This window comes from Pleomorphomonas carboxyditropha, assembly GCF_002770725.1.
GTDB lineage: Bacteria > Pseudomonadota > Alphaproteobacteria > Rhizobiales > Pleomorphomonadaceae > Pleomorphomonas > Pleomorphomonas carboxyditropha.
This window is the reverse complement of the sequence record NZ_NQVN01000003.1, coordinates 121656-147961: the sequence shown is the minus strand read 5'-3', so window position 1 is coordinate 147961 and position 26306 is coordinate 121656. Positions and strand designations below refer to the sequence as shown.

Annotated in this window: 23 protein-coding genes; 14 read left to right on the top strand and 9 right to left on the bottom strand. The window is 68.0% G+C overall.

All coding sequences use genetic code 11. The annotated features are described in order from the left end of the window. Positions 1-8 precede the first annotated feature (8 nt). The 5 genes from CJ014_RS07860 (at position 9) to dapE (ending at position 4971) form a co-directional block, all read left to right on the top strand. On the top strand, positions 9-1787 hold the full coding sequence (locus CJ014_RS07860; RefSeq protein WP_100079923.1) for a DEAD/DEAH box helicase: 1779 nt from the start codon (positions 9-11) through the stop codon (positions 1785-1787). Positions 1788-2095: 308 nt separating this feature from the next. Further along, positions 2096-2959 (top strand): 2,3,4,5-tetrahydropyridine-2,6-dicarboxylate N-succinyltransferase, encoded by an 864-nt coding sequence (gene dapD, locus CJ014_RS07855; protein ID WP_100080101.1) that lies wholly within the window; start codon positions 2096-2098, stop codon positions 2957-2959. A 98-nt stretch (positions 2960-3057) separates the two neighbouring features. After that, complete coding sequence (locus tag CJ014_RS07850; RefSeq protein ID WP_100079922.1) at positions 3058-3336, top strand: FitA-like ribbon-helix-helix domain-containing protein; 279 nt, start codon at positions 3058-3060, stop codon at positions 3334-3336. Beyond that, complete coding sequence (locus tag CJ014_RS28285) at positions 3254-3766, top strand: PIN domain-containing protein (protein ID WP_100079921.1); 513 nt, start codon at positions 3254-3256, stop codon at positions 3764-3766. The genes CJ014_RS07850 and CJ014_RS28285 overlap by 83 nt, the downstream gene beginning before the upstream one ends. A gap of 17 nt (positions 3767-3783) precedes the next feature. Further along, positions 3784-4971, top strand: a complete 1188-nt coding sequence (gene dapE, locus CJ014_RS07840) for a succinyl-diaminopimelate desuccinylase (RefSeq protein WP_100079920.1) — start codon at positions 3784-3786, stop codon at positions 4969-4971. 21 nt (positions 4972-4992) lie between these two features. On the opposite strand, the gene glgB is transcribed toward dapE, so the two are convergent. Both glgB and recD2 read right to left on the bottom strand, forming a co-directional pair. Beyond that, positions 4993-7236 (bottom strand): 1,4-alpha-glucan branching protein GlgB, encoded by a 2244-nt coding sequence (glgB, locus tag CJ014_RS07835; RefSeq protein ID WP_100079919.1) that lies wholly within the window; start codon positions 7234-7236, stop codon positions 4993-4995. Between the two features lie 149 nt (positions 7237-7385). Beyond that, on the bottom strand, positions 7386-9569 hold the full coding sequence (gene recD2 / locus CJ014_RS07830) for an SF1B family DNA helicase RecD2 (RefSeq protein WP_100079918.1): 2184 nt from the start codon (positions 9567-9569) through the stop codon (positions 7386-7388). A gap of 127 nt (positions 9570-9696) precedes the next feature. Between recD2 and CJ014_RS07825 the strand changes: the two genes are divergently transcribed. Further along, entirely contained in the window at positions 9697-11271 is a 1575-nt protein-coding gene (locus CJ014_RS07825; protein WP_100079917.1) for an OpgD/OpgG family glucan biosynthesis protein, read from the top strand. 64 nt (positions 11272-11335) lie between these two features. On the opposite strand, the gene truA is transcribed toward CJ014_RS07825, so the two are convergent. From truA to def, 3 genes are all read right to left on the bottom strand, one after another. Further along, positions 11336-12073: a tRNA pseudouridine(38-40) synthase TruA gene (truA, locus tag CJ014_RS07820; protein WP_100079916.1), complete on the bottom strand. Its 738-nt coding sequence runs from the start codon at positions 12071-12073 to the stop codon at positions 11336-11338. Positions 12074-12078: 5 nt separating this feature from the next. Continuing rightward, entirely contained in the window at positions 12079-13011 is a 933-nt protein-coding gene (gene fmt / locus CJ014_RS07815; protein ID WP_100079915.1) for a methionyl-tRNA formyltransferase, read from the bottom strand. Positions 13012-13467: 456 nt separating this feature from the next. After that, the gene (gene def / locus CJ014_RS07810) at positions 13468-13986 is read right to left on the bottom strand and encodes a peptide deformylase (protein ID WP_100079914.1); all 519 of its coding nucleotides are present in this window, start codon (positions 13984-13986) and stop codon (positions 13468-13470) included. A gap of 164 nt (positions 13987-14150) precedes the next feature. On the opposite strand from def, the gene CJ014_RS07805 reads away from it, so the two are divergent. The 5 genes from CJ014_RS07805 to CJ014_RS07785 all read left to right on the top strand — a co-directional run bounded on the left by CJ014_RS07805 (position 14151) and on the right by CJ014_RS07785 (position 19326). After that, positions 14151-15092: a 2-hydroxyacid dehydrogenase gene (locus tag CJ014_RS07805; protein ID WP_100079913.1), complete on the top strand. Its 942-nt coding sequence runs from the start codon at positions 14151-14153 to the stop codon at positions 15090-15092. Between the two features lie 205 nt (positions 15093-15297). Further along, positions 15298-16464 (top strand): ABC transporter substrate-binding protein, encoded by a 1167-nt coding sequence (locus CJ014_RS07800; RefSeq protein ID WP_425351898.1) that lies wholly within the window; start codon positions 15298-15300, stop codon positions 16462-16464. Between the two features lie 104 nt (positions 16465-16568). Then, positions 16569-17450, top strand: coding sequence for an ABC transporter permease (locus CJ014_RS07795; RefSeq protein WP_245427174.1), 882 nt, complete (start codon positions 16569-16571; stop codon positions 17448-17450). Beyond that, positions 17447-18229, top strand: coding sequence for an ABC transporter permease (locus CJ014_RS07790; protein WP_100079911.1), 783 nt, complete (start codon positions 17447-17449; stop codon positions 18227-18229). The genes CJ014_RS07795 and CJ014_RS07790 overlap by 4 nt, the downstream gene beginning before the upstream one ends. A gap of 32 nt (positions 18230-18261) precedes the next feature. Then, positions 18262-19326: an ABC transporter ATP-binding protein gene (locus CJ014_RS07785; protein WP_100079910.1), complete on the top strand. Its 1065-nt coding sequence runs from the start codon at positions 18262-18264 to the stop codon at positions 19324-19326. A gap of 84 nt (positions 19327-19410) precedes the next feature. Here the strand turns inward: CJ014_RS07785 and CJ014_RS07780 are convergent, their stop codons facing one another. Beyond that, positions 19411-19986 carry an EF-hand domain-containing protein gene (locus CJ014_RS07780; protein ID WP_100079909.1) on the bottom strand — a complete coding sequence of 192 codons (576 nt, stop codon included), beginning with the start codon at positions 19984-19986 and terminating at the stop codon, positions 19411-19413. A gap of 223 nt (positions 19987-20209) precedes the next feature. Here CJ014_RS07780 and CJ014_RS07775 point away from each other — a divergent pair, with 223 nt between their 5' ends. The 3 genes from CJ014_RS07775 to speB are packed head-to-tail and all read left to right on the top strand — an operon-like array spanning position 20210 to position 23260. Further along, positions 20210-20938: a response regulator gene (locus CJ014_RS07775; RefSeq protein WP_100079908.1), complete on the top strand. Its 729-nt coding sequence runs from the start codon at positions 20210-20212 to the stop codon at positions 20936-20938. Continuing rightward, positions 20935-22326 carry an ATP-binding protein gene (locus tag CJ014_RS07770; RefSeq protein WP_100079907.1) on the top strand — a complete coding sequence of 464 codons (1392 nt, stop codon included), beginning with the start codon at positions 20935-20937 and terminating at the stop codon, positions 22324-22326. Before CJ014_RS07775 ends, CJ014_RS07770 begins: the two co-directional genes overlap by 4 nt. Before the next feature lie 31 nt (positions 22327-22357). Beyond that, complete coding sequence (gene speB, locus CJ014_RS07765; protein ID WP_100079906.1) at positions 22358-23260, top strand: agmatinase; 903 nt, start codon at positions 22358-22360, stop codon at positions 23258-23260. Here the strand turns inward: speB and choV are convergent, their stop codons facing one another. The 3 genes from choV to CJ014_RS07750 are packed head-to-tail and all read right to left on the bottom strand — an operon-like array spanning position 23261 to position 26117. Beyond that, positions 23261-24307 carry a choline ABC transporter ATP-binding protein gene (gene choV / locus CJ014_RS07760; RefSeq protein ID WP_245427172.1) on the bottom strand — a complete coding sequence of 349 codons (1047 nt, stop codon included), beginning with the start codon at positions 24305-24307 and terminating at the stop codon, positions 23261-23263. Between the two features lie 10 nt (positions 24308-24317). Continuing rightward, positions 24318-25148, bottom strand: coding sequence for a choline ABC transporter permease subunit (choW, locus tag CJ014_RS07755; protein ID WP_100079905.1), 831 nt, complete (start codon positions 25146-25148; stop codon positions 24318-24320). Positions 25149-25181: 33 nt separating this feature from the next. Next, entirely contained in the window at positions 25182-26117 is a 936-nt protein-coding gene (locus CJ014_RS07750) for a choline ABC transporter substrate-binding protein (RefSeq protein ID WP_100079904.1), read from the bottom strand. Positions 26118-26306 lie beyond the last annotated feature (189 nt).

The window sequence follows — 26306 nt, the reverse complement described above, 5'->3', positions numbered from 1 at the left end:
GGAAACTTATGTCTTTTTCTCAAGCTCATCCCGCGTTGGCGCGAGCGCTCGCCGCCCGTGGTTATGTCGATCCCACCGCCGTTCAGTCGGCCGTCGCCGCGCCGGAGCTCGGCGGCGCCGATATGCTGGTGTCCGCCCGCACCGGCTCCGGCAAGACCGTCGCCTTCGGCATGGCGCTCGCCGAACGCCTGCTCGGTCCGGCCGAGGTTTTCGCCGCGGCCGGCAAGCCGCTCGCCCTGGTCGTCGCGCCGACGCGCGAGCTCGCCCTGCAAGTGGCTCGCGAACTCGCCTGGCTCTACGGCGAGACCGGCGCCCGCCTGGTTTCCTGCGTCGGCGGCATGGATCCGCGCCGCGAGCAGCGGCAGCTTGCCCAGGGCACCCATATCGTCGTCGGCACGCCCGGCCGCCTCTGCGACCATCTCGATCGCGGCAACCTCGACCTTGCCGATGCCGTCGCCGTGGTGCTCGACGAGGCCGACGAGATGCTCGACCTCGGTTTCCGCGAAGACCTGGAGAAGCTGCTCGGCGCCGCGCCGGCCGACCGCCAGACGCTGCTGTTCTCCGCCACGCTGCCGGCCGATATCGTCCGCCTCGCCCGCGACTTCATGCGGCCGGACGCGACGCGCGTCGACGTGGCCGAGGACGGCGAGGTTCACGCCGACATCGACTACCATGCCGTCCGCGTCTTCCCGCACGAGATCGAGAAGGCGGTGGTCAATCTGCTGCGCTTTCACGACGCGGTCACCTCCATCGTCTTCTGCGGTACCCGCGAGGGCGTCAAGCGCCTGACCGGCGCACTCCTCGAACGCGGCTTCTCGGTGGTGGCCCTCTCAGGCGAGATGGGGCAGGGCGAGCGCAACGAGGCGCTGTCGGCGCTGCGTGACGGCCGCGCCCGCGTCTGCGTCGCCACCGACGTGGCGGCGCGCGGCCTCGACGTGCCCGACCTCGGCCTCGTCGTCCACGCCGACCTGCCGCACGACAGCGAGGTGCTGCTGCACCGGTCCGGCCGTACCGGCCGCGCCGGCCGCAAGGGCGTCTCGGTGCTGCTGGTGCCGTCAAACCGCCGCCGCCGGGCGGAAAGCCTGCTTGCCGGCGCCGGCATCGAGCTGTTCTCCGAGGCGGCGCCGTCGGCCGACGCCATCCGCCGGCTCGACGAGGAGCGCCTGCTCGCCGACCCGTTGCTGTCGGAAGAAATGGGCGAGGACGAACTGGCTTTCGCGAGCCGCCTCGCCGAGGGCAGGACGGCCGAGGACCTGGCCGCCGCCTTCATCCGCCTCGCCCGCACCCGCCTGCCGGCGCCTGAGGAAATCGGCGACCCGGTGGAGCGCAAGCCGCGCCGCGCCGACGCGCCGGAGCGGCCGAAGGTGCGGGAGACGGTGGACTTCACCGGCTCCGCCTGGTTCCGCCTGTCGGTCGGCCGCCGTGACGGCGCCGAGGTCAAGCGCGTGCTCGCCTTCCTCTGCCGCCATTCCGGCCTCAAGGGCCGCGATTTCGGCGCCATCCGCATCGGCGACGGCGAGAGCTTCGCCGAGGTGGCGCCGGGCGGCATCGCCGCGCTCGAACGGCTCGCCGCCGCCGGCAACGACGAGAACGTCCGTATCGCCCGCGCCGACGGTCCGCCGGCGGCCGCTCCGGCCAGGCCCCGCAAGGACAAGCCGCGGCGTGAGGACGACCATGCCAAGGGCAAGGCGAAGCCGCCACGCGACGGCAAGCCGCCCTACAAGGAGGCGCCGCGCGATAGCAAGCTGCCCTTTAAAGGCAAGAAGAAGGACCGCAAAGCCCACTGACCGGCTGCAAGAATTATCGCAACAATACCTACCTGCTCGTCCGTCCAAGGTGATTGGAGGGAGCTTTTGGGGACGTGTGTCGCCGGCTGACGTGCGTCCAATCCGGGGCAATGACGATAAGACCATGAATTTCGGGCGGTTTCTCCGTTCCGACAAGATCGCCGTCATACGGCGTCTTCCCGGGCCCGACCACGACAAAGGTGGGAAATGTGCCGCCCCGGCATGGACCGCTTTTGTTGCGCCCGCCCGGCAAAACCCCTAAAGCACGAAGCCGATGCCAATCCCGCATGGCCCATTCGGAGATCATCATGACCGAGACTGCCGCCACGGCCGCCTATGCCGACCTCGCCGCCACCCTTGACGTCGCCTGGGAGGATCGCGCCTCCGTCACGCAGGAGACCAAGGGCAAGGTGCGCGACGCCGTCGAGGCGGCGCTCGACCTGCTCGACGGCGGCAAGGCGCGCGTCGCCGAAAAGATCGATGGCGAGTGGGTGGTCAACCAGTGGCTCAAGAAGGCGGTGCTGCTGTCCTTCCGCCTGACGCCGACGGCGCTGATCTCCGGCGCTCCCGGCGGCGCCTCCTGGTGGGACAAGGTTCCCTCCAAGTTCGCGGGCATGGACGCCGCCGCCTACGAGGCCGCCGGCTTCCGCGCCGTGCCGGGCGCCATCGTCCGCCGCTCCGCCTACATCGCGCCGGGCGCCGTGCTGATGCCGTCCTTCGTCAACCTCGGCGCCTATGTCGACACCGCCACCATGGTCGACACCTGGGTCACCGTCGGCTCCTGCGCCCAGATCGGCAAGAACGTCCACCTGTCCGGCGGCGTCGGCATTGGCGGTGTGCTCGAGCCGATGCAGGCCGGCCCGACCGTCATCGAGGACGACTGCTTCATCGGCGCCCGCTCCGAGGTGGTCGAGGGCGTGGTGGTCGGCGAGGGCTCGGTGATCTCCATGGGCGTGTTCATCGGCAAGTCGACCAAGATCATCGACCGCGCCACCGGAGAGGTGCACATGGGCAAGGTGCCGCCCTATTCGGTGGTGGTCTCCGGCTCCATTCCGGGCAAGCCGCTGCCCGGCCAGGATTGGGGTCCGTCGACCTATTGCGCCGTCATCGTCAAGAAGGTCGACGCCAAGACCCGCTCCAAGACCTCGATCAACGAGCTGCTGCGCGACTGACCGGCGGCACGGACGCTTCATCGCAAGCCGGCGCGGAAATTGCCTCGTTGCCGGCTTTGCCTTATTCTGACGGTGCCCCTTATGCCGGAGGTGCTGCCATGAGCGCTCTCACCATCGCCAATATCGATCCCGAGACCGAAGCCGGCCTGCGCCGGTTGGCGGAGCGCAACGGCCGCACGCTCGAGGCGGAGATCGCCGATCTCCTCGCCAAGGCGGCGGCCTCGGTGGCCCCGCCGGTCGAAGACCCGAAAGCGAAGGGCCTCGGCAGCGAGATTGTCGCCATGTTTGCAAAGCATGGCGGGTTCGATCTGCCCGAGCGGCAGCGCTGGCCGGTTCCCGAGCCGATTGATTTCGACACGCCGGATTACGAACGATGATCCTCCTCGATACCAACGTTCTCTCCGAACTGATCCGGCAAAGGCCGGAGCGTCGAGTGGTCGATTGGGTCGACTTACGGGAGCGGGTGATCTCTCCGTCACCGCCATTACCATCATGGAGTTGCGCTTCGGCATCGAGGTGATGCCGGCCGGGCATCGCCGGCGCGCCATCGAAGCCGAAGTTCGCAAACTCCTTGAAGTGAAGTTCCTCGGGCGTATTTTCCCGTTCGACGAGGATGCTGCGGAAATCTGCGGTCGCCTCCGGGCCTCCCGCCGCGCCATCGGCCGGCCGATGCACGATCTCGCCGACGCGGCGATCGCCGCCATCGCCCTGTCGCGGTCGGCATCGCTCGCCACGCGCAACCTGGCCGATTTCGCCGACCTCGGGCTTGACCTGATCGATCCGTGGGCTATGCCTGCTGTCGGATGAACCCGGAGCGCCGCCCGATGCCCCACGATCCCGTCGCCATCGCCCGCGACCTTCTGATGTGCCCGTCGGTGACGCCGGCCGAGGGCGGGGCGCTTGCCTTCCTCGAAGGGCTGCTGGCGCCGGCCGGCTTCACGGTGGACCGTCCGGTGTTCAGCGACGACGGCACGCCCGACGTCGAGAACCTCTTCGCCGGCATCGGAGCCAGCAACCGCCACCTGACGTTCGCCGGCCACACCGACGTGGTGCCGCCCGGCAAGCCCGAGCTCTGGAGCCATGGCCCGTTTGCCGGCGACATCGAGGGTGGGCGGCTCTACGGCCGTGGCGCCGTCGACATGAAGGGCGGCATCGCCGCCTTCGCCGCCGCCGTTCTCGACTTCGTCGAGGACAACGGCCGCGACTTCGGCGGCCGCATCTCCTTTCTCATCACCGGCGACGAGGAAGGGCCGTCGATCAACGGCACGGTGAAGCTTCTCGATTGGGCGGTGAGGCGCGGCGAGCGCTTCAGCCACGCCATCGTCGGCGAGCCGACCAACCCCGCCGCCCTCGGCGACATGGTGAAGGTCGGCCGTCGCGGCTCGCTGTCGGGCTTCGTCAAGCTCAGGGGCGTGCAGGGGCACGTCGCCTATCCGCATCTCGCCGACAATCCGCTGCGCGTGGCGCCTTCGGTGATCGCCGCGCTGATGGACCCACCGTTCGACGCCGGCAACGAGCGCTTCCAGCCGTCCAATCTCGAGGTTACCTCGGTGGAGACCGGCAACCGGGCCACCAATGTCGTGCCGGCCGAGGTGGAGATCGCCTTCAACATCCGCTTCAACGACATCTGGACGGTCGAGGCGCTGCACGCGGAGATCAAAGCGCGGGTGCGGCGCGCCGTCGAGACGGCGCCGCTCCGCAGCGGCCGGCCGGCGCCGCTCGCCTATGAGCTGGTGTTCGAGCCGACCAACGCCGTCTCCTTCCTGACGCACGACGCCACGCTGATCGACGGCCTGTCGGACGCGGTCGAGGCGGTCACCGGCCGTCGGCCGGAGCTCTCCACCACCGGCGGCACGTCGGACGCACGCTTCATCAAGACCTACTGTCCGGTCGTCGAGTTCGGTCTCGTCGGCCAGACCATGCACAAGGTCGACGAAAACGTGGCCCTCGACGATCTCCACCGCCTGAAGGCGATCTATCGAACCTTCCTCGATAGGTATTTTGCCGGGTAACCTTACAGGCGCCTGACGGCCTCAACTCTTCGCCTTGCTCTTCTTCGCCGGCTTGGCTTCGGCCGACGCTTCGCCATCCCAGCGCAGGATGACGACGGCGAGCGGCGGCAAGGTCAGGTCGAGCGAAAAGTCCATGCCGTGGCTCGGGGCATTGTTTGCCGTCAGCCGGCCCTTGTTGCCCATGTTGGAGCCGCCGTAGATCTCGGCGTCGGAGTTGAACACCTCGCGCCATAGGCCGGCGCGCGGCACGCCCACCCGGTAGCCCGAGCGCGGCACCGGCGTGAAGTTGCCGACGATGAGGCAGGGCGCGTCCTTTTCGAAGCCCCAGCGCAGATAGGCGAGCGTCGATTGCTCGTTGTCGTCCACCACCACCCACTGGAAGCCTTCCGGCTCGAAGTCGCGGGCGTGCAGCGCCGGCTCGGCCCGGTAGAGCGTGTTGAGGTCGCGCATCAACCGCTGGACGCCGAGATTGTTCGCCCGGCTCTCCAGCCAGAGATCGATCGTGCCGTCGTGGTTCCACTCCCGCCCCTGGGCGACCTCGTTGCCCATGAAGGAAAGCTTCTTGCCGGGGTGCGTCCACATGAAGGCGTAGTAGGCGCGGATGTTGGCGAAGCGCTGCCATTCGTCGCCGGGCATGCGGCCGAAGATCGAGCGCTTGCCGTGCACCACCTCGTCGTGGCTGAGCGGCAGCACGAAGCGCTCCGAATAAGCGTACATCAGCGCGAAGGTCATCTGGTTGTGATGATACTTGCGATGGATCGGCTCGAGCGAGAAATAGTCGAGCGAATCGTGCATCCAGCCCATGTTCCACTTGTAGGAAAAGCCGAGGCCACCGTCGGCCAGCGGTGCGGTGACGCCCGGCCAGGCGGTGGATTCCTCGGCGATCATCAGCGCGTCCGGCACCTCGTGGGCGATCACGCCGTTGAGGTGCTTGATGAACGACACCGCTTCCAGGTTTTCCCGGCCGCCGTACCGGTTGGGGATCCATTCGCCCGGCTTGCGCGAATAGTCGCGGTAGAGCATCGAGGCGACGGCGTCGACCCTGAGGCCGTCGATGTGGAAGCGCTGCAGCCATTCCAGCGCCGACGCCACCAAAAAACCGATCACTTCGGTGCGGCCGAAGTTGTAGATCAAGGTATTCCAGTCCTGATGAAAGCCCTCGCGAGGGTCCCGATGCTCGTAGAGCGGCGTGCCGTCGAAGTGAGCAAGGCCGTGGGCGTCGGTCGGGAAATGCGCCGGCACCCAGTCGAGGATGACGCCGATGCCGGCCTCGTGGCAGGCGTCGACGAAGCGGGCGAAATCGGCCGGCGAACCGTAGCGGGCGGTCGGCGCGAACAGGCCGAGCGGCTGGTAGCCCCAGGAGCCGCCGAACGGATGCTCCATGATCGGCAACAGCTCGATATGGGTGAAGCCCATGTGCTTGACGTAGGCGACGAGATGCTCGGCCAGGAAGCGCCAGGTGACCGGCTTGCCGTCCGGCCGCTGCCAGGAGCCGGCGTGCACCTCGTAGACGGAAAACGGCGCCGTCTTCGACTGGAAGGCGGCGCGGTTGCGCATGAAGGTGGCGTCGTGCCACTCGAACGGCTTGGGGTCGGCGACGATGGAGGCGGTGGCCGGCGCCAGCTCGTACTGGCGGGCGACCGGATCGGCCTTGTCGGGCAGGAGCTCGCCGTGGGCGCCGATGATCTCGTATTTGTAGGCCTCGCCGATGGCAAGGCGCGGAATGAACAGCTCCCAGACGCCGCACTCGCGGCGCAGCCGCATCGGGTGGCGGCGGCCGTCCCAGGAGTTGAAGTTGCCGACCACCGACACCCGCCGGGCATTGGGCGCCCAGACGGCGAAGCGCACGCCCGGCACGCCGCCCACCTCGGTGACCACGGCGCCCAGGGCGTCGGCGAGATGCCGGTGCTGGCCCTCGGCCAGCAGGTAGACGTCCATCTCACCGAGCAGCGGCCCGAAGGAATAGGGGTCCTCCGCTTCATGGACGCTGTTCGGCCACTCGACGCGCAGGCGATAGAGGCCGGGATCGCCCTGCGCGAAGGCCACCCACAGGCCGCCCTCGACGTGCTGGAAGTCGGCAAGCTTGCGTCCGTCGGCCGAGATCAGCGCGATGGCGCGGGCATTGGGCTTGAAGGTGCGGATCACCGTACGGGCGCCGGACACCCGGTGCGGCCCCAGGAGCGCGAAGGGATCGCCGTGGGTTCCCTCGGTGATCGCCCGGACCGCACCGTCCGTCAGTCCCTCACGCACCCCGAGATCCACCATCGACCTGCCTCCCGAATTCGATCGCTGTTGTGAGACGTTACGCGCAAGGCCGGGCGAGGGCAAATGGCTTTCTGGCCAATTTATTCGAGGCCTCGGGCGCCGGCGCCGCTTGGCGCCGGAAGCCGCTGCCGTGGCTTCGTGCGTCCGGGTCAGCCCGTCAACATCGACTTGAGGCGGGTGAAGCGGCGGCGGATCCGGTCGCCGGACAGCGCCATTTCCAGCGCCCGTGGCTCGGCCACCAGGACGACGAGCTGCCGGCCGCGCGTCGCCGCCGTGTAGAGAAGGTTGCGGGCCAGCATGATGGCGTGATCGCGCAACAGCGGGATCACCACCGCAGGATATTCCGAGCCCTGGCTCTTGTGGATGGTGATGGCATAGGCGCGCGTCAGCGCCTCGAGATCCTCGAGGCCGTATTTGACCTCGCGGCCGTCGAAGGCAACGACGATCTCGTCCTCCTGCTGGCGAATGCGCTTGAGAATGCCGAGGTCGCCGTTGAACACGTCGCGATCGTAGTCGTTCTCGATCTGCATCACCTTGTCGCCGGTGGCGTAGGTCTGGCCGAAGCGTTCGATGCGATCGAGCGGCGCGCCGTTCAGGAGCTCGGCGAGGCGGTCGTTGAGGTTGCGGGCGCCGCAGATGCCCTTCTGCATCGGCGTGATCACCTGCACGTCGCGCATCGGGTCGAGGCCGAAGCGGCGGGGAATGCGGTTGCCGACCACCTCCAGGATCTTGGCCAGCGCGTCGTCGGCGCCGCGCGCCTCGATGACGTAGAAGTCGGCCAGCTCGCCGGACGGCGGCGGTTCGGGCCATTCGCCGCGGTTGATGCGGTGGGCGTTGATGATGATCCGGCTTTCCTCGGCCTGCCGGAAGATCTCGGTGAGCCGGGCGACCGGCACCAGGCCGGAGGCGATGACGTCGGCGAGCACCTGGCCCGGCCCGACCGACGGCAACTGGTCGACGTCGCCGATCAGGATCAGCGCCGCGTTGAGCGGGATGGCTTCGACGAGCGCCGACATCAGCGGCACGTCGACCATCGACGCCTCGTCGATCACCACGACATCGGCCTCGAGCGGCTCCGATGCCGAGCGCTTGAAGCCGCCGGTGGTCGGGTCGATTTCCAGGAGCCGATGGATGGTCTTCGCCTCGCGGCCGGCCTGATCGGCCATGCGGCGGGCGGCGCGGCCGGTCGGCGCGGCCAGCGCCACCGTCAGCTTGGCCGCCGCAATGGTGGCGAGCAGCGCCTCGAGCAGCGTCGTCTTGCCGACGCCGGGGCCGCCGGTGATCACCGATACCTTGGCGCCGGCGACCAGCGCCAGCGCCTCGCGCTGCGACGGGCTGAGCTGCATGCCCTTCCGCGCCTCGAAGCGCGTCACGGCGGCATCGACATCGATCCTGCCCCAGGGCGGCCGCCCCTCGGCCAGCGCCTTCAGGCGGTTCGCCACCGACCGCTCGAAGCGGGCGAGGCGGCGGACGGCGAGATAGGCGGTGCCGTCGATGTCGAAGGTTTCGACCTCGCCCTGGGCGATCGCCCCTTCAATTTCCGCCGCGACGGCATCGGCGTCGACGCCGAGCAGCCGCTCGGCCCGCTCGATCACGTCGGCGCGCGGCACGGCGGTATGGCCGTCGTCGGCGGCGCTCTCGATGGCATGGGCGATGCCGGCCCTGACGCGCTCCGGCGCGGCGCGGTCGATGCCGAATTTCTCGGCGATCTCGTCGGCGCCGGCAAAGCCGATGCCGCGCACCTCGCGGGCGAGGCGGTAGGGATCCTCCTCGACCAGCTTCACCGCTTCCGGCCCCAGCACCTTCCAGATGGCGACGGCGCGCGCCGTGCCGATGCCCTTGTCCTGGAAGGCGATCATCACGTCCTTCACCGCCTTGCGCTCGCGGTAGCTCTCGGCGATGCGGGCGGCGGTCTGCTTGCCGAGGCCGGGTACGGTGACCAGCCGCATCGGCTCGTTCTCGATGACGTCGAGCGCCTTGGCGCCGAACACCTGCACGATGCGCTCGGCCATGGCCGGCCCGACGCCGGAAATCAGGCCGGAGCCGAGAAAGCGAATCACCGCGTCCTTGCCGGTCGGCTCGTGCGTCTCGATACGGTCGGCGCGGAACTGCAGGCCGTGGACCTTGTCGGTCATCCACTGGCCCTCGGCGTCGATCTTCTCGCCCGTTGCGACGGTGGGAACGTGCCCGACGACGGCCACCGGATCCTTGCGGCCGCGCACGCGCACCTTCAGCACCGAGAAGCCGTTTTCCTCGTTGTGGAAGGTCACGCGCTCCACCGTGCCCTGAAGGCGCTCGAACAGGCGCTCGGATGGCTGGGAATCATCAATCATCGCATCAGTTATGCAGTGTCCGCCCACTGTTCGTCGAGCCTTGATCGGTCTATGTATGCGCCCGTCGCGCCTCGATCCGGCAGCAGCCGGCAAAGTGGACCGATCTTCGTCGGAGTGAAACCCTCTCATGTCGTCCGAGCTTACCCGCCGTGACCTTCTGGCCATGTTGGCCGCCCTCGGGCTCGTCCCGAGTCTGTCCGCAACCGAGGCCCGCGCCGTCGAGGCCTCGACAAGGCTCGGCAAGCCCAAGCCCTTTTCCTTCAGCAAGCTGATGACCGCTGCCAAGGAGCGCGCCGCCGCCGCCTACGTGCCGGAGGTGCCGCGCGCCTTCGATGCGCTGGAAGCCATCGACTACGACCGGCACTGGCAGATCAAGTTCAAGGACGACCACACGGTGCAGGCCGCCGGCGGCAAGGCGCCGCTGCGCTTCTTCCATCTGGGCCGCTATTTCAAGCTGCCGGTCGGCATCTACCTCGTCGACGGCGACAAGGCGCAGGAAGTGCTCTATTCGCCCGACTATTTCACCATTCCGGCGAACAATCCGGCCGCCGACCTGCCCGGCGACATCGGCTTTGCCGGCTTCCGCGTCATGGACGAGACCGGCGAGCGCGACTGGCTGGCCTTCCTCGGCGCCGCCTATTTCCGCTCGTCGGGCGCGCTCGACCAGTATGGCCTGTCCGCCCGCGCGCTGGCCATCGACGTCGCCATGCCGACGCCCGAGGAATTCCCGCGCTTCACCAACTTCTATTTCGGCGCCTCCAAGGGGGGGCAGTTCGCCATCTACGCCGATCTCGAGGGGCCGCGCGTCTCCGGCGCCGTGCGCTGGGATGTCGGCCGCGACGAGGACCGGACGGTCGTCATGGACATGGCGGTGCGCTTCTACCCGCGCGAAGACATCGCCCGCTTCGGCATCGCGGCGCTCACCTCGATGTTCTGGTACGACGAGACCAATCGCCAGCGGGCGCCCGACTGGCGGCCGGAAATCCACGATTCGGATGGCCTGTCCATCTGGAACGGCGCCGATGAGCGCGTCTGGCGGCCGCTCAACAACCCGGTCAACGTGATGACGTCGACTTTCGTCGACAAGAACATCAAGGGGTTCGGCCTCTGCCAGCGCGACCGCAACTTCGAGGACTACCAGGACGACGGCGTCTTCTACGAGAAGCGGTCGACGGTGTGGGTCGAGCCGAAGGGCGAATGGGGCGACGGCGCCGTGCAACTGGTCGAGATTTCCACCGACGACGAGATCCACGACAACATCGTCGCCTACTGGCTGCCGGCCGCGCCGGCCGTCAAGGGCAGCGAGATCGCCTTTGACTACCGCCTCACCTGGGGCGTCGACGAGCCGCATCCGGCATCGGTCGGCCGCGTCTACTCGACGCGCCTCGGCTTCGGCGGCGTGCCCGGCCAGGTGCGCCCGGCCGGCGTCGTCAAATACGTGATCGACTTCGACGGCGGCGACCTCAAGGATTGCGACCGGTCGTCGGGCGTCGAGGCGGTGGTGTCGGCGTCCTCCGGCTCCATCTCCGGCGTCTATACGCTGCCGGTGGTGGGAACCACGCGCTGGCGCGCCGTGTTCGATTTCAAGGCCGAAGGTTCCAACCCGGTCGACATGCGCCTCTATCTCCGGGCCGGCGACAAGACGCTGACCGAGACCTGGCTCTACCAGCACCTGCCGTCGACCTTCGTCTGGCCGAAGTGACGCCAGCGAGCCTTTGAAAACTTCGGGAATGGGCGGAGAGGCAACTTTCCGCCCTTTCTTCATGTCAGTAATCGACCCGCATCAGGCAGAGCCCTTCCGGCGGCGCCACCGGCGCACAGGCGCGGCGATCGGCGGCGTCCAGCGAGGCCTTGAGGTCGGCGGCCGTCCAGCGGCCGTCCCCGACCTTCCTCAATCCCCCGACCATCGAGCGCACCTGGTTGTGCAGGAACGAGCGGGCCGAGACCAGGAAATGCACCTCGCCGTCGGCCTCGACGATGTCGAGCTGGTCGAGCGTCTTGACCGGGCTCTTCGCCTGGCAATCCGACGAGCGGAAGGTGGTGAAGTCGTGCCGGCCGATGAGCACCCCTGCCGCTTCCGCCATGCGGCCGACGTCGAGCGGCACCGGCACGTGCCAGACGAGGTGGCGATCGAGCGTCGGCGGTGCCCGCCGCACGAAAACGCGATAGCGGTAATGCCGCTTCACCGCGGAAAAGCGGGCGTCGAAGCTCTCGGGTACTTCCTCGGCCGAGACGATGGTGATGGCGTGCGGGCGAAGGTGCACGTTGCCGGCGTCGCGGATGGTGTCGGTGCGCAGCGTCTTGCCGACGTCGAAATGGCAGACCTGGCCGAGCGCGTGCACGCCGGCATCGGTACGGCCGGCGCCCTTGATGACGACCGCTTCGCCGGCAAATCGCAAAATTGCCCGCTGCAGATGGTCCTGGATGCCGGTTCCCTCGGCCTGCGACTGCCAGCCGGAAAAGCCGCTGCCGTGATATTCGACGAGAAGCCGGTAGCGGGGCATGGCGATCAGCCGAACTTGAAGCCGGGAGCGAGGCGGACACCGCGCGCGAAATCGGCGAAGGCCATCGCCTTCGAGCCGGCGCGCTGCACCGTGACGAGCCGCACGGCGCCCTCGCCGCAGGCGACGACGCCGTCGGGCGAAAGCAGCGTGCCCGGGGCGCCCGATCCCTCCGCCCGCTCGCTGCGGAGGAGCTTCACCCGTTCCTCGCCCTTGCCGAGGTCGGCGGCGAACCAGGCGCCGGGGAAGGGGGAAAGGCCGCGCACGTGGTCGTGCACAGCCGGGCCGGTGAGTTGCCAGTCGACGCGCGTCTCCTCGTTGGTGATCTTCGAGGCGTAGGTGACGCCGTCCCCGGCCTGCGGCGCGAAGGCGAGGGAGCTATCCTCGATCTTGCCGAGCGCCTCGGCCATCAGCGCGGCGCCCAAGGGCGACAGCGCGTCGTGCAGCTCGCCGGCCGTCATGTCCGGACCGATGACGACGCGGGCGGTCAGCGCCACCGGGCCGGTGTCGAGCCCTTCCTCCATCCTCATCACCATGACGCCGGATTCCGGATCGCCGGCCATGACGGCGCGGTTGATCGGCGCGGCGCCGCGCCAGCGCGGCAACAGCGAGGCATGCAGGTTGAGGCAGCAGACGCGCGGCGCGTCGAGCACCGGCTTCGGCAGGATCAGGCCGTAGGCGACGACGACGGCAACGTCGGCATTATGGCTGGCGAAGGTGGCCTGCGCCTCTTCGGTGCGGAGCGTCTTCGGCGTCAGCACCGGGATACCGAGCGCGTCGGCGCGGACGTGCACCGGCGAGCGCCGGAGGTCCATGCCGCGGCCGGCCGGCTTCGGCGCACGCGTATAGGCGGCGACCACCTGGTGCCCGGCGCCGACGACGGCGTCGAGCACCGGCACCGAGAAGTCGGGCGTTCCCATGAAGACGACCCTGAGCGGCATGACGACCCCGTGACGGTTGTTGCGTCCGCCTTTCATACCATGCGGGCAGCGCCGTCAAGCATCAGGGTCACACTGATCATATGAGGCCGCCCCGTCATCGACGCCGGTGACTGAACGACCCCGGACAGGCGGAGCCCTATAGGTGCCCCTCGTTCTTTTCTGCCCGAGGTCCTGCGCCTTCGCGCAGGATGACAATCTATAAGAACCGCCGCGAGCGGTTACGTATTTGTTTCTTATATATAATTCTGTCATCCTACGCGTAGGCGTAGGACCTCGGGCAGAATGGGGCGGGCGGTCTATATAGGTCGCCGTGCCGAGCATTAGAGCGGAGGGGCACCCGAAGCCGCCCCGGCGGCTTCCGGCGCCAAGCGGCGCCGCGCGGAGCGGAAGCCAAGGGCCGGAGGCCCGCCGGCGACTGAGGCGAGCAAGAAACCACCCGTCGGCGACTGAGGCCCGCTAGATTCTCGCCTTTTCCTTGGCCGCCTTGACGAATTTCTTGGTGACGCGGTCGCGCTTCAGCTTGGAAATGTGGTCGATGAACAGCACGCCGTCGAGATGGTCGATCTCGTGCTGCAGGCAGGTGGCGAGCAGGCCGTCGGCTTCCATCTCCTCCGGCTCGCCGGCGAGGTTGGTATAGCGCACGCGGACGCGGGCCGGCCGCTCGACTTCCTCGTAGAACTCGGGAATGGAGAGGCAGCCTTCCTCGTAGACCGACAGATCCTCGGACTTCCACAGGATTTCCGGATTGACGAAGACGCGCGGCTCCTTGGCGTCCTCGTCATGCGACACGTCGATGGTGATGAGACGGGTCATCTCGCCCACCTGCACGGCGGCGAGTCCGATGCCCGGCGCCGCGTACATGGTCTCCAGCATGTCCTGGGCGAGCTTGCGGACGCCGTCGTCGACGCGGGCGACGGGCGCCGAAGTCAGGCGGAGCTGCGGGGCGGGGAGGATGACGAGAGGGCGTGTTGACATGAAAAGTCAGATACGCACGGCAGCTATTTCCGTCAATAGCGACCATTCGGGCGTCCGGCATTCCGGAAGGGCCAGGCGATCGGGGCGGAACGCAAAGGCGCAAGGCTTGCTTTCCGCCGGTCCTGCCGGGCAATGTGGCGCGACCTTTATCCTTGGGAAACGCCATGACCATTCTCGTCGCCGTCCGGGGCTGGAAGCCCGACCATTGGATCCATGCCCTGCGGCAGGCCGCGCCCGACCGGACGGTCGTCCTTGCCGGTGACGACTTCGACCCCGCCGCCGTCCGCTACGCGCTGGTCTGGAAGCCCGAGCCCGGCTATCTCAAGACCTTCGAGAAACTTAAGGCGATCTTCTCGCTGGGGGCCGGCGTCGATCACCTCACCACCGATCCCGACCTGCCCGATCTGCCCGTCGTCCGTATCGTCGATCCCGACCTTACCGGCCGCATGACCGAATGGGTGGTGCTCAACGTGCTCCTGCATCATCGCCGTCACGCCCATTACGCGGCGGCGCAGGCGGCCGGCAACTGGAGGCCGCTTCGCCAGTGGGCGGCCGGCGCCGTGCGGGTCGGCATCATGGGGCTCGGCGAACTCGGCCGCGACGCGGCGCGGGCGCTGCTGGCGCTCGGATTCAAGGTGAACGGCTGGAGCCGGTCGGAAAAGCGCATGGACGGCGTCGATTGCTTCCACGGCACCGAAGGCCTCGCCCCCTTCCTGGCCGGCACCGACATTCTGGTGTCGCTGCTGCCGCTGACGGCCGAGACCGAGAACCTGATCGATCGCGCCGTCATCGATGCCCTCGCCAAGGACGGGCCGCTCGGCGGACCGGTGATCCTCAACGCCGGCCGCGGCCGGTCGCTCGTCGAAGCCGACCTTGTCGATGCGCTGGCGGACGGCCGGGTGAAGGGCGCCAGCCTCGACGTCTTCGCCAGCGAACCGTTGCCGGCCGAAAGCCCGCTCTGGCGGGCGCCCAACCTCTTCATCACGCCGCATGTCGCCGCCGAGAGCGACCCGGTGGCGCTCAGCCGCTACGTGATCGGCGAGATCGCCGCCTACGAGACCGGCCGGCCGCTTCGCCATCTCGTCGATCGCCGTAAAGGCTACTGAGGGCGCGAGGAAAACCGTTAGGCGGCGAAAAAGGCAACATCCCGAATGGGCTGGGTGAATTGACGGCGCTCACAACAAACTGTCATATAACTCAGGTAACGAAGAACGCGGAGACGGCGAACCTTTCCCGACTGCTCGCGGCATCCGGAATCGGTGCGCCATCTGAATCGCGCGAGGCCCGTTCGCCTTCATCGTGAAGGCGGGATTGGCCGTTGCCGAAGAGTGGGAAATCCGGGTGCCGGGGCATCCGGCCAACAGGGGAACCGTCATGTCGTTCAAGCTGTTTCTCGCGTCGACCATCGCCGCGCAGGCCGTCCTGTGTGCCTCCGCGCCGGCGTTCGCCGCCTCGCTCGACGAGCTGGTCGCCGCCGCCAAGGCGGAAGGCAAGCTGACCACCATCGCCCTGCCGCATGACTGGTGCGGCTACGGCGCCGTCATCGAGGGCTTCAAGGCCAAGTACGGCCTCGAAGTCAACGAACTCAATCCGGACGCCGGTTCCGGCGACGAGATCGAGGCGATCAAGGCGAACAAGGGCAACACCGGCGACCAGGCGCCCGACGTCATCGACGTCGGCCTCAGCTTCGGCCCGTCGGCCAAGGCCGAAGGCCTCCTGCAGCCCTATAAGGTGTCGACCTGGGATACCATCCCCGACAGCGCCAAGGATGCCGACGGTCACTGGTACGGCGACTATTATGGCGTGATGTCGTTCGGCATCAACAAGGACCTCGTCAAGGAAAGCCCGGCCGACTGGGCCGATCTCCTGAAGCCGGAACTCGCCAACGCCGTCGCGCTGGCCGGCGATCCGCGCGTCTCGTCGCAGGCCATCTCCGCCGTCTTCGCGGCCGGTCTGTCGGCCGCCGGTGGCGACGTCGCCAAGGCTGGCGAAGCCGGCCTCGACTTCTTCAAGGACGTCGTCGCCAAGGGCAACTTCGTGCCGGTGATCGGCAAGTCGGCGTCGCTCGCTCAGGGCACGACGCCGATCATCGCCGCCTGGGACTACAATCTCCTGTCCTGGCGCGACACGCTGGCCGGCAACCCGCCGATCGACGTCGTCGTGCCGAAGACCGGCGTGCTGGCCGGCGTCTACATCCAGGCGATCTCGGCCTATGCGCCGCATCCCAACGCCGCCAAGCTGTGGATGGAATACCTCTATTCGGACGAGGGGCAGCTCGGCTGGCTGAAGGGCTACTGCCATCCGATCCGCTTCAACGACCTCGCCAAGAACGGCAAGATCCCGCAGGAGCTGCTCGACAAGCTGCCGCCGGCCGAGGGTTACGCCAACGCCGTCTTCCCGACGCTCGACGAGCAGGCGGCCTACAACGAGACCATCACCAAGAATTGGGACAGCGTCGTCGGCGCCGACGTCAAGTAAGCCGGCGCGGCCCGCAAGGCCGCCCGCCCCCGAGTCCACAGACCGTCCTCCGGCCCGCGCCGGAGGGCGGTTTTCCGTGATCGCCGATCCGGATGGCACACAGCATGGCTTCCACTGCATCGCCCGCCAGTCTTCCCCGCCCGCGCGTACCCTGGGCCGTCGTCGGCGTCACGCCGTTCATGGTCTTCGCCGTGCTGTTCCTGATCTTGCCGACGCTGTTCCTGGTGGTCGGCGCCTTCCAGGACAACGACGGCAGCTTCACGCTCGCCAACCTCGGCAAGCTGTGGACGCCGACCATCCTGTCGTCCTACTGGATTTCCATCAAGGTGTCGGTCGCCTCGGCGGTGCTCGGGGCGGCAATCGGCGCCTTCATCGCCTATGCGGCGGTGTCGGGCGGCCTGCCGCGCTGGATAAGGCCGACCATCATGACCTTTTCCGGCGTCGCCTCGCAGTTCGCCGGCGTACCGCTCGCCTTCGCCTTTCTGGCGACGCTCGGCCGCCAGGGGCTCGTCACGCTGTTCCTGTCGTCGGTCTTCGGCCTCAACATCTACGCGCAGGGGTTCAATCTCCTGTCCTTCTGGGGATTGACGCTCACCTATCTCTATTTCCAGATCCCGCTGATGGTGCTGATCGTCGCGCCGGCCATCGAGGGCATCAAGAAGGAGTGGCGCGAGGCGGCGACCATCCTCGGCGCCTCTACCTGGCAATACTGGCGCCATATCGCCGGTCCCGTGCTGCTGCCGAGCTTTCTCGGTGCGACGCTCCTGCTGTTCGCCAACGCCTTCGGCGCCATCGCCACCGCCTATGCGCTGACCGGCTCGTCGCTCAACATCGTCACCATCCTGCTCTACGCGCAGATCCGCGGCGACGTGCTGCACGACCAGAACCTCGGCTACGCCATCGCCTTCGGCATGATCGTCATCACCGGCCTGTCCAATCTCTGCTACATCCTGCTCCGCATGCGCAGCGAAAGGTGGCTCAAATGAAGACCAACCGTCTCAGCCACTGGCTCGCCATCCTGATCGGCACGCTCTACTTCCTGGTGCCGCTCGCCGCCACCTTCGAGTTCTCCCTCCGGAAAATCCGCGGCGTCTACAGCTTCGAAGCCTACCGGGTGGTGCTCGCCGACACGCAGTTCAAGTCGTCCCTCGGCTTTTCGGTGGTCCTCGCGGTGGTCACCATCGTGTTCGGCATGGCGATCATCGTGCCGATGGCCTATTTCGTCGAGCTGCGGCTCAGGAAGCTCAGGCCTTTCATCGAGTTCGTGACGCTGCTGCCGCTGGTGGTGCCGGCCATCGTCATCGTCTTCGGCTATCTCCGCCTCTACAACTCGTCGAGCATCCTGCCGCTCACCAACTTCACGCTCGGCACCAACTTCCTGCTCGCCTGCGGCTACGTGACGCTGGCGCTGCCCTACATGTACCGCTCGATCGAGACCGGCCTCCGCTCGATCGACGTCCGGACGCTGACCGAAGCGGCCGAAAGCCTCGGCGCCTCCTCGGGCACCATCATCTGGCGCATCATCCTGCCCAACATCCGTTCGGCGATGCTGTCGGGCGCCTTCCTGACCTTTGCCATCGTCATCGGCGAATTCACCTTCGCCAGCCTGCTCAACCGGCCGGCCTTCGGTCCCTACCTCCAGCTCATCGGCGCCAATCGCGCCTATGAGCCGGCGGCGCTGGCCGTCATGGCCTTCGCGATCACCTGGGCCTGCATGGGCATCATCCAGGTCGTCTCCCGCAACTCCGTTGCCGCCCGACCCTGATCGGCCCAACCGCCCACTCCACGGAACGCCCGATGTCCTTCATCGAAATCAGCCATCTCCGGAAGTCCTTCGGTCCGAGCACCGTGGTTCACGACTTCAACCTGTCCATCGACAAGGGCGAGTTCGTTTCCTTCCTCGGCCCATCGGGCTGCGGCAAGACCACGATCCTCCGGATGATCGCAGGCTTCGAGAAGGCCACGTCGGGCTCGATCCGGGTCGGCGGCAGCGAGATGACCAATCTGCCGCCGGCCAAGCGCAACGTCGGCATGGTGTTCCAGGCCTACGCGCTCTTTCCCAACCTGACGGTGGCCGGCAACATCGGCTTCGGTCTGAAGATCGCCGGCAAGGAGCGGGGCGAGATCGACGCCCGTGTCGCCGAGATGCTGGAACTGATCAAGCTGCCCGATCTCGGCGGCCGCTACCCCTATCAGCTCTCCGGCGGCCAGCAGCAGCGCGTGGCGCTCGCCCGCGCCCTGGCGGTCAAGCCGCAGGTGCTGCTGCTCGACGAGCCGCTGTCGGCGCTCGACGCCAAGATCCGCGTTTCCCTGCGCGAGGAAATCCGCGCCCTGCAGCGCGAGCTCGGCATCACCACCGTCTTCGTCACCCACGACCAGGAGGAGGCGCTGTCCATCTCCGACCGCATCGTGGTGATGAACCAGGGCCACGCCGATCAGGTCGGCACGCCGTCGGAGATCTACAACAATCCGGCGACACGCTTCGTTGCCAGCTTCGTCGGCACGCTCAACCTGTTCGAGGCGCGCGTCGTCGATCCGGCGGCCGGCCGCGTGTCGATCGACGGCCAGCCGGTGGTGACCAGGCGCGACATTTCCGCCTTCGGCATCGCCGACGAGGCGATGGTGGCGCTGAGGCCCGAGGCGCTCACCCTCGGCGGCGGCGACGACGACCGCAACACGCTGACCGGCACCGTCGAGGAGGTGGCCTTCCTCGGCGCGGTGATCCGCGTGCGGGTACGGCTCAGGGAGGCGCGGGTATCGCTCGACATCTTCAACGATCCGGCGCTCGAATTGCCGAAGATCGGCATGCCCGCCGTCGTCTCCTTCAAGAAGGAAGACCTGCTGATCATCGCGCCCAGCTAAACGCGATCCGGCCGTGCTCAGCTATTCAGCTATGAAGAAGGCCGCCCTCCGGGAGAGCGGCCTTCGTGCTGTATAGGTTGGCGATCAGGGCGCCGGGGCGGGCGCCGGCGCCTCGTCGGCCGGCGCCTCGTCGGCCGGGCCGCCCTGGTCGGGACCGTCGTTCTGGCCCATCCGGTGCTGCATCATGCCGGGTCCGTGATGGCGGCCGTGCTTGCCGTCGCGACCCCAGCCGTCGCGACGCGGCCGGTCGTCGGACGACAGCACGCCGTCGTTGTTGCGGTCGAAGCGACTCAGCAGCCGGTCGCTGGCGGCGTCCGCCTCGGCCTTGCTGATCTGGCCGTCGCCATCGGCGTCGAGGCGCTGGAAGGCGCGCACCATCATCTCGCGATGCTGCTTCCAGAACCAGGGCTCGAATTCCTGGATGGTCACGCCGTCCTGGCCGTCGCTGTTGGCCTCCGCGAACATCTTGTCGCGGTAGGCGGCGATCTCGGCGGCGTCGAGCTTGCCGTCCTTGTTGGTATCGGCATCGGCGAAGAACTTCATCGGGCCGCCCGCCGGGCCGAAGCCCATCGGGCCCATGCCGGGACCGGCGGCGAAGGCGACCGTGCCGACGGTGATCACGGAAAGGGCGGAAATCGTGGCGAGTGTGAGCGCTTTCACGGGAGCTTCTCCTTGGTTGTCCGTTTCCGCCCACGGCTCGATGGGGGTTCCCGTCGGCGGTCAGGTCAACATAGGGATGAAATGTCGCGCGAATTTGCCGGGAAAGGTCCTGGTTGTATTGAGCGGTAACTGCACCGGCGGCTGATACATCTCGATACCATTTCCTCTGGCATCGATCCGGCGGATCGTTATCCTTGGGAAATGGAACGCCAGAGTATCTGTCATGACCGAGCCACAGCCGCATATCCTGGTGGTTGACGACCATCGTGAAATCCGAGACCTCATCGGCCGCTACCTCCTGAAGAACGGCTTCCGCGTCACCACGTCCGAAAGCGCGGCGGCGGCCCGCAAGGCGCTGAAGGCGGCCGCCGTCGACCTGGTGGTCCTCGACATCATGATGCCCGGCGAGGACGGACTCAGTCTCTGCCGGTTCCTGCGCGAGAGTTCCGACACGCCGGTGATCCTGCTCACCGCCATGGCCGAGGATACCGACCGCGTGGTCGGTCTGGAGATCGGCGCCGACGACTACCTCACCAAGCCGTTCAACCCGCGCGAGCTGCTCGCCCGCATCCGCGCCGTGCTGAGGCGGACGCAGGCGGTGCCCAAGCCGCGCGACCCGCTGGAAGCCCGGCAACTGAAGTTCGACCGCTTCGTGCTCGACGCCCGCCGCCGCGAGCTGATCGGCGGCGACGGCGTGGCGCTGCCGCTGTCGACGGCCGAGTTCCAGTTGCTGACCGCCTTCCTGAAGCGGCCCAACATGGTGCTGAACCGCGACCAGTTGATGGACCTCACGTCCGGGCGCACGCCGCAGATTTTCGACCGCTCCATCGACAACCAGGTGAGCCGGCTGCGCAAGAAGATCGAGATCGACCCGAAGAATCCCGAGCTGATCAAGACCGTCTGGGGCGGCGGCTACCTCTTCGCCGCCGACGTCGAGGAAATTTCCGAGTGAGGCCGCGCCTGTTTCCCCGCAGCCTGGCCGGCCAGCTCACGGTGCTGCTGATCGCCGCCGTGCTGATCGCCCAGATGGTCACGCTGGCCTTCTTCGCCGAAAGCCGGCGCTCGGCGATCGACGCGGCGGCGCGCGAGCAGGTGCTCGGCCGCATCGCCACCCTGGCCAATCTGATCGAGGAAACGCCGGCCGGCCAGCGCGACCGCGTTCTCGCGGCGCTCAGCACCTATCGTCTCAGCTATTCGGTGACGGCGGATCCGCTGGTCAAGGGCGCCGCCACGGTCTGGCCCGACGGAGAGACGCGCGACAAGCTCAATGAAATCTTCGGCGCCGACCGGGAAGTGCGCGCCCAGTTCGCCGACAACGATCGCGACGAAGGCGAACCGCACATGCCGATGCACGGCAAGGGCTTCGGCCCCGGCGGCCGGCAGCGGATGAAGCCCTTGCCGCCGACGCTGGCGCTGTCGGTGCGCCTGTCCGACGGCACATGGCTCAATTCCGAAACGCTGCTGCCGCGCCCGCAACTCTGGGCCTGGCCGGTGGTGATGTCGACCTTCCTGACGGTGATCGCCATATCGCTGGTCACCGCCCTGTCGGTGCGGCGCATCACCAAGCCGCTCAGGGAACTGGCGCAGGCCTCCGACCGGCTGGGGCGCGGCGACGGCGTGCCCGACCTGCCCGAGCGTGGCCCGGAGGAGATCGTCCGCGCCAATCGCGCCTTCAACGCCATGCAGGCGCGCGTCAGCCGCTTCGTCGCCGACCGGACGCGCATGGTGGCGGCGATCAGCCACGATCTCCGCACGCCGCTCACCTCCCTGCGCCTCCGGGCCGAGTTCATCGACGACGACGAGACGCGCGAGCGGATGGTCGACACCATCGACGAGATGACGCGCATGGCCGAGGCGACGCTGGCCTTCGCGCGCGACGACGCGGCGGCCGAGGAATCGCGCAACACCGATCTGGTGGCGCTGGTCGAGGCGGTGTCGGCCGATTTTTCCGACCTCGGCCACGACGTCACCGTAGAGGGGCCGGAGCACGTCTATCTGTCGGTGCGGCCGGTGTCGCTCAGGCGCGCCCTGCGCAACCTCGTGGAGAACGCCGTCCGCTACGGCGTCCGCGCCCGCATCCGGCTGGAACGCTCGGCGGCGGCCGTCGTCATCGCCGTCGACGACGACGGTCCCGGCATTCCCGAGGACAAGATGGAGGAGGTGTTCGCCCCCTTCACCCGGCTCGAGACCTCGCGCAACCTGGAAACCGGCGGCGTCGGCCTCGGCCTTGCCACGGCGCGGTCGGTCGTCCGCGCCCATGGCGGCGAATTGACGCTTGCCAACCGGCCCGGCGGCGGCTTGACTGCGACCATCCATCTGCCGGTCGCCGCCGAGACCTGAGCGGCGCCGGCTTTGCACTCTCAGGAGCGTCATGTCCGGTACCCCGACCTTTGCCGTCGCCCCGAGCTTCATGGGGCTCGCCCGCTTCGATCGCAGCGCCGCCTATGCGCTGGCCGGCATTCCGCTCGATATCGGCGTCACCAACCGCACCGGCGCCCGCTCCGGCCCGGCCGCCGTGCGCGCGGCGAGCCGCATGCTGACCGACGGCGATCATCCGCATTTCTGGATCGATCCGACCCGGCTCGACATCGCCGACATCGGCGACTTCGCGATCGCCCTCGGCGATCTTGCCGAAAGCTACCGGGTGATCGAACGGCAGGCCGAGGATCTGAACCACCTCATTGCCATCGGCGGCGAGCACGGCATCACGCTGCCGCTGTTGCGGGCGCTTCGCCGCAAGCTCGGCGCGCCGCTCGGCCTCGTTCATTTCGACGCCCACGTCGACACCTGGCCGGACAACTTCGGTCAGGTCTACGGCCACGGCTCGCCGTTCTATCATGCCATCGAGGAGGGCCTCGTCGATCCCCGGCGGATGGTCCAGATCGGCATCCGCTCGCCGGTGCAGCGCGACGTGTGGGACTGGACGATCGGCAGGGGCGTCGGCATCCTCACCGCCCAGGACGTCCACGCGCTGGGGCCGGCCGCCGTGACCGAGCGCATCCGCCAGGTGATCGGCGCCGGACCGGCCTATTTCAGCTATGATGTCGACTGTCTCGACCCGGCCTTTGCGCCTGGCACCGGCACGCCGGAATTCGCCGGGCTATTCCCCTGGCAGAGCCAGGCGATCCTGCGAAGCCTGACGGGCATCGACTTCGTCGGCATGGACGTCGTCGAGGTGGCGCCCGCCTATGACGTCTCGGAGATCACGGCGCTCGCCGCCGCCACGGTGATCTGGGACTATCTCGGCCTCGTTGGATCGGCGAAGACCGGCTGATCACTTCCTGAGGATGGCCTTCAGGATCGCTTCCGAGCTGATGGCGCCGACGATTTGGCCGCCGTCCTCCACCAGCACCGGCCTGCCGGTGGCGACGGAGGCGGCCATCACCTCGCGGATCGGCGTGCAGCGGGCGACCACGGCGTCACCCTCCTCGCGCGCCGCATCGACGGCGGCCGTCATCACGTCGGCGGCGCGCAACACGTTGAGCGGGTTCATGTGGGCGACGAATTCGGCGACATAGGGCGTCGCCGGCGCGAGCATGATCTCCTGCGCGGTGCCCACCTGCACCACGCGGCCGCCGGCCATGATGGCGATGCGGTCGCCGAGCTTCATCGCCTCGTCGAGGTCGTGGCTGACGAACAGGATGGTGCGCTTGAGTTCGGCGCGGAAGCCGATCAGCTCGTCCTGCAGCTTGTCGCGGATGAGCGGATCGAGCGCCGAGAAGGGCTCGTCCATCAGAAGGATCGGCGCCTCGGTGGCGAACGCCCGGGCGAGGCCGACCCGCTGCTGCATGCCGCCGGAAAGCTCCTGCACCCGGCGATCGGCCCAGTCCGCCAGATGGACGCGCCTGAGCTCGGTTTCGACGCGGGCGGCGATCTCCGCCTTGGGGATGCCGGAAAGCTCGAGGCCGAGCGCCACGTTGTCGGCCACCGTCCGCCAAGGCAGGAGGCCGAACTGCTGGAACACCATGGCGACGCGCTGGCGGCGGATGCGGCGCAGCGCCGCGGCATCGCAGCGGGCGACGTCGACCTCTTCCTCCCCGTCGCGCACCAGCAGGCGGCCACGGCTGATCCGGTTGAGGCCGTTGACGGCCCGGACCAGCGTCGACTTGCCGGAACCGGAAAGGCCCATCAGCACCAGGCATTCGCCCTCGCGCACCGAGAAGGACGCCTGCATGGCGCCGACCGTCAGGCCGGTATCGGCGGCGATCTCCGACGGCGTGAGGCCGGCATCGATCAGCGGGAAGGCGGCCTGCGGCTTCCTGCCGAAGACGATGTCGACGCGCTCGAAGCGCAGCGCGTCGCGAACGCGGGAGGACGGCAAGACAAACTCCTCAGCCGCGGATCCGGCACATGCGGTCGAGCATGATGGCGATCAGCACGATGGCGAGACCGGCGGTGAAGCCCATGCCGATGTTGACGGTGTTGAGCGCCCTGACCACCGGCACGCCGAGACCGTTGGCGCCGACCATGGCGGCGATCACCACCATCGACAGCGACAGCATGATGGTCTGGGTGAGGCCGGCGAGGATCTGCGGCATGGCGTGCGGCAGCTCCACCTTGACGAGGCGCTGCAGCGGCGTGGCGCCGAAGCTGTCGGCCGCCTCGATCAGCGGCTTCGGCGTCGAGGAGACGCCGAGGGCGGTGAGGCGGATCGAGGCAGGCAGGGCGAAGATCACCGTGGCGATCAGGCCCGGCACCATGCCCAGGCCGAACAGCACCAGCGCCGGAATGAGGTAGACGAAGGTGGGGATGGTCTGCATCAGGTCGAGCACCGGCCTGAGCGCCGCCATCGCCCAGGGCCGGCGCGCCGCCAGGATGCCGATCGGCACGCCGAGGCCCATGCACACCGCCGACGAGGCGACGACGAGGGCGAGCGTCTGCGTCGTCTCCTTCCAGAAGCCCTGGTTGACGATGAACAGCAGGGCGGCGGCGACGAACAGCGCCAGCGGAATCGAGCGCTTCAGGATGAAGGCCAGCGTGGCGATCAGCGCCACGGTCACCGGCGGCGGCGGCGCCTGCAACGCCAGCACGATCCAGCCGACGGCGCCGCCCAGCACGGCGGCGATGGCGTCGAAGACGCCGCCGCCGTTGGCCGTCAGCCAGTCGACCAGCGTCTTGGCCCAGGGGCCGACCGGAATCTTGTAGGCCGTGAGGAAGTCCATGATCGCCTCAGCCTCCCATGCGCCGCGTCATCGTCAGAGCCCCAGCGCCGCCTTGACCGCGGCAAGGCCGTCCTGGCCGTCGCGGGTGGTCACGCCGTCGAGCCAGGGGGCGAGCGTGTCGGGGTGCGCCTTCAGCCAGGCCTTGGCGGCGTCCTTGGCCTCGGTGCCGTTGTCGAGGATGTCGCCCATGATCTCGTTTTCGAAGGCCAGCGTGAATTTCAGATTGCGGACGAACCGGCCGAGGTTGGGGCAATCGGCCGACAGATTCTTGCGCGTGTTGGTGTAGATGGTGGCGCCGCCGAAGTTCGGCCCGAACACCTCGTCGCCGCCTTCGAGATAGGCCATCTCGAAGCGGGCGTTCATCGGGTGCGGTTCCCAGCCGAGGAAGACGATCGGCTTTTCGTCCTTCACCGCCCGGCTCACCTCGGCCAGCATGCCCTGCTCGGAGCTTTCCACCAGCTCGAAGCCGGAGAGGTCGAACTTGCCGTCGTTGATCATGCCGAGGATCAGCCGGTTGCCGTCGTTGCCCGGCTCGATGCCGTAGATCTTGCCGTCGAGCTCGGTCTTGAACCTGGCGATGTCGGCGAAGGACTTGAGGCCGGCGTCGAAGGTGTATTTCGGGACGGCCAGCGTGTACTTGGCGCCCTCGAGATTGACGCCCGTCACCTCGATCGTTCCCTTGTCGACGTAGGGCCGGAGGTCGGCCTCCATGGTCGGCATCCAGTTGCCGAGGAAGACGTCGATGTCGCCGTTGGCCAGCGAGGCGAAGGTGACCGGCAGCGCCAGAAGCTGCACCTCCGGCTGATAGCCGAGCCCTTCGAGCACCACCGAGGCGGCGCCGGTGGTGGCGGCGATATCGGTCCAGCCGACGTCGGCGAAGCGCACCGTCGTGCAGGCGTCGCCGTCGGCGGCGAGCGCCGGACCGGCGAGAGCAAGGGCGATCGGCAAGGCGGCAAAGGCGGATTTCATCGGCGGTAGCGCTCCTTGAGGCCTTCGGGGAGGGTGTCCCGACCGGCCCATGAAGGTTTTATGATCATGTGGAGCGAAATGAATACGCATTTTCCTGCGCTTGCCAATGATTTTTTGGGAAATGTCCGTGGACTACTTCCGGTTTGGCGCGGAATTCCGCGCGATGCAGCGTATTTGTCGGCAAGGTCG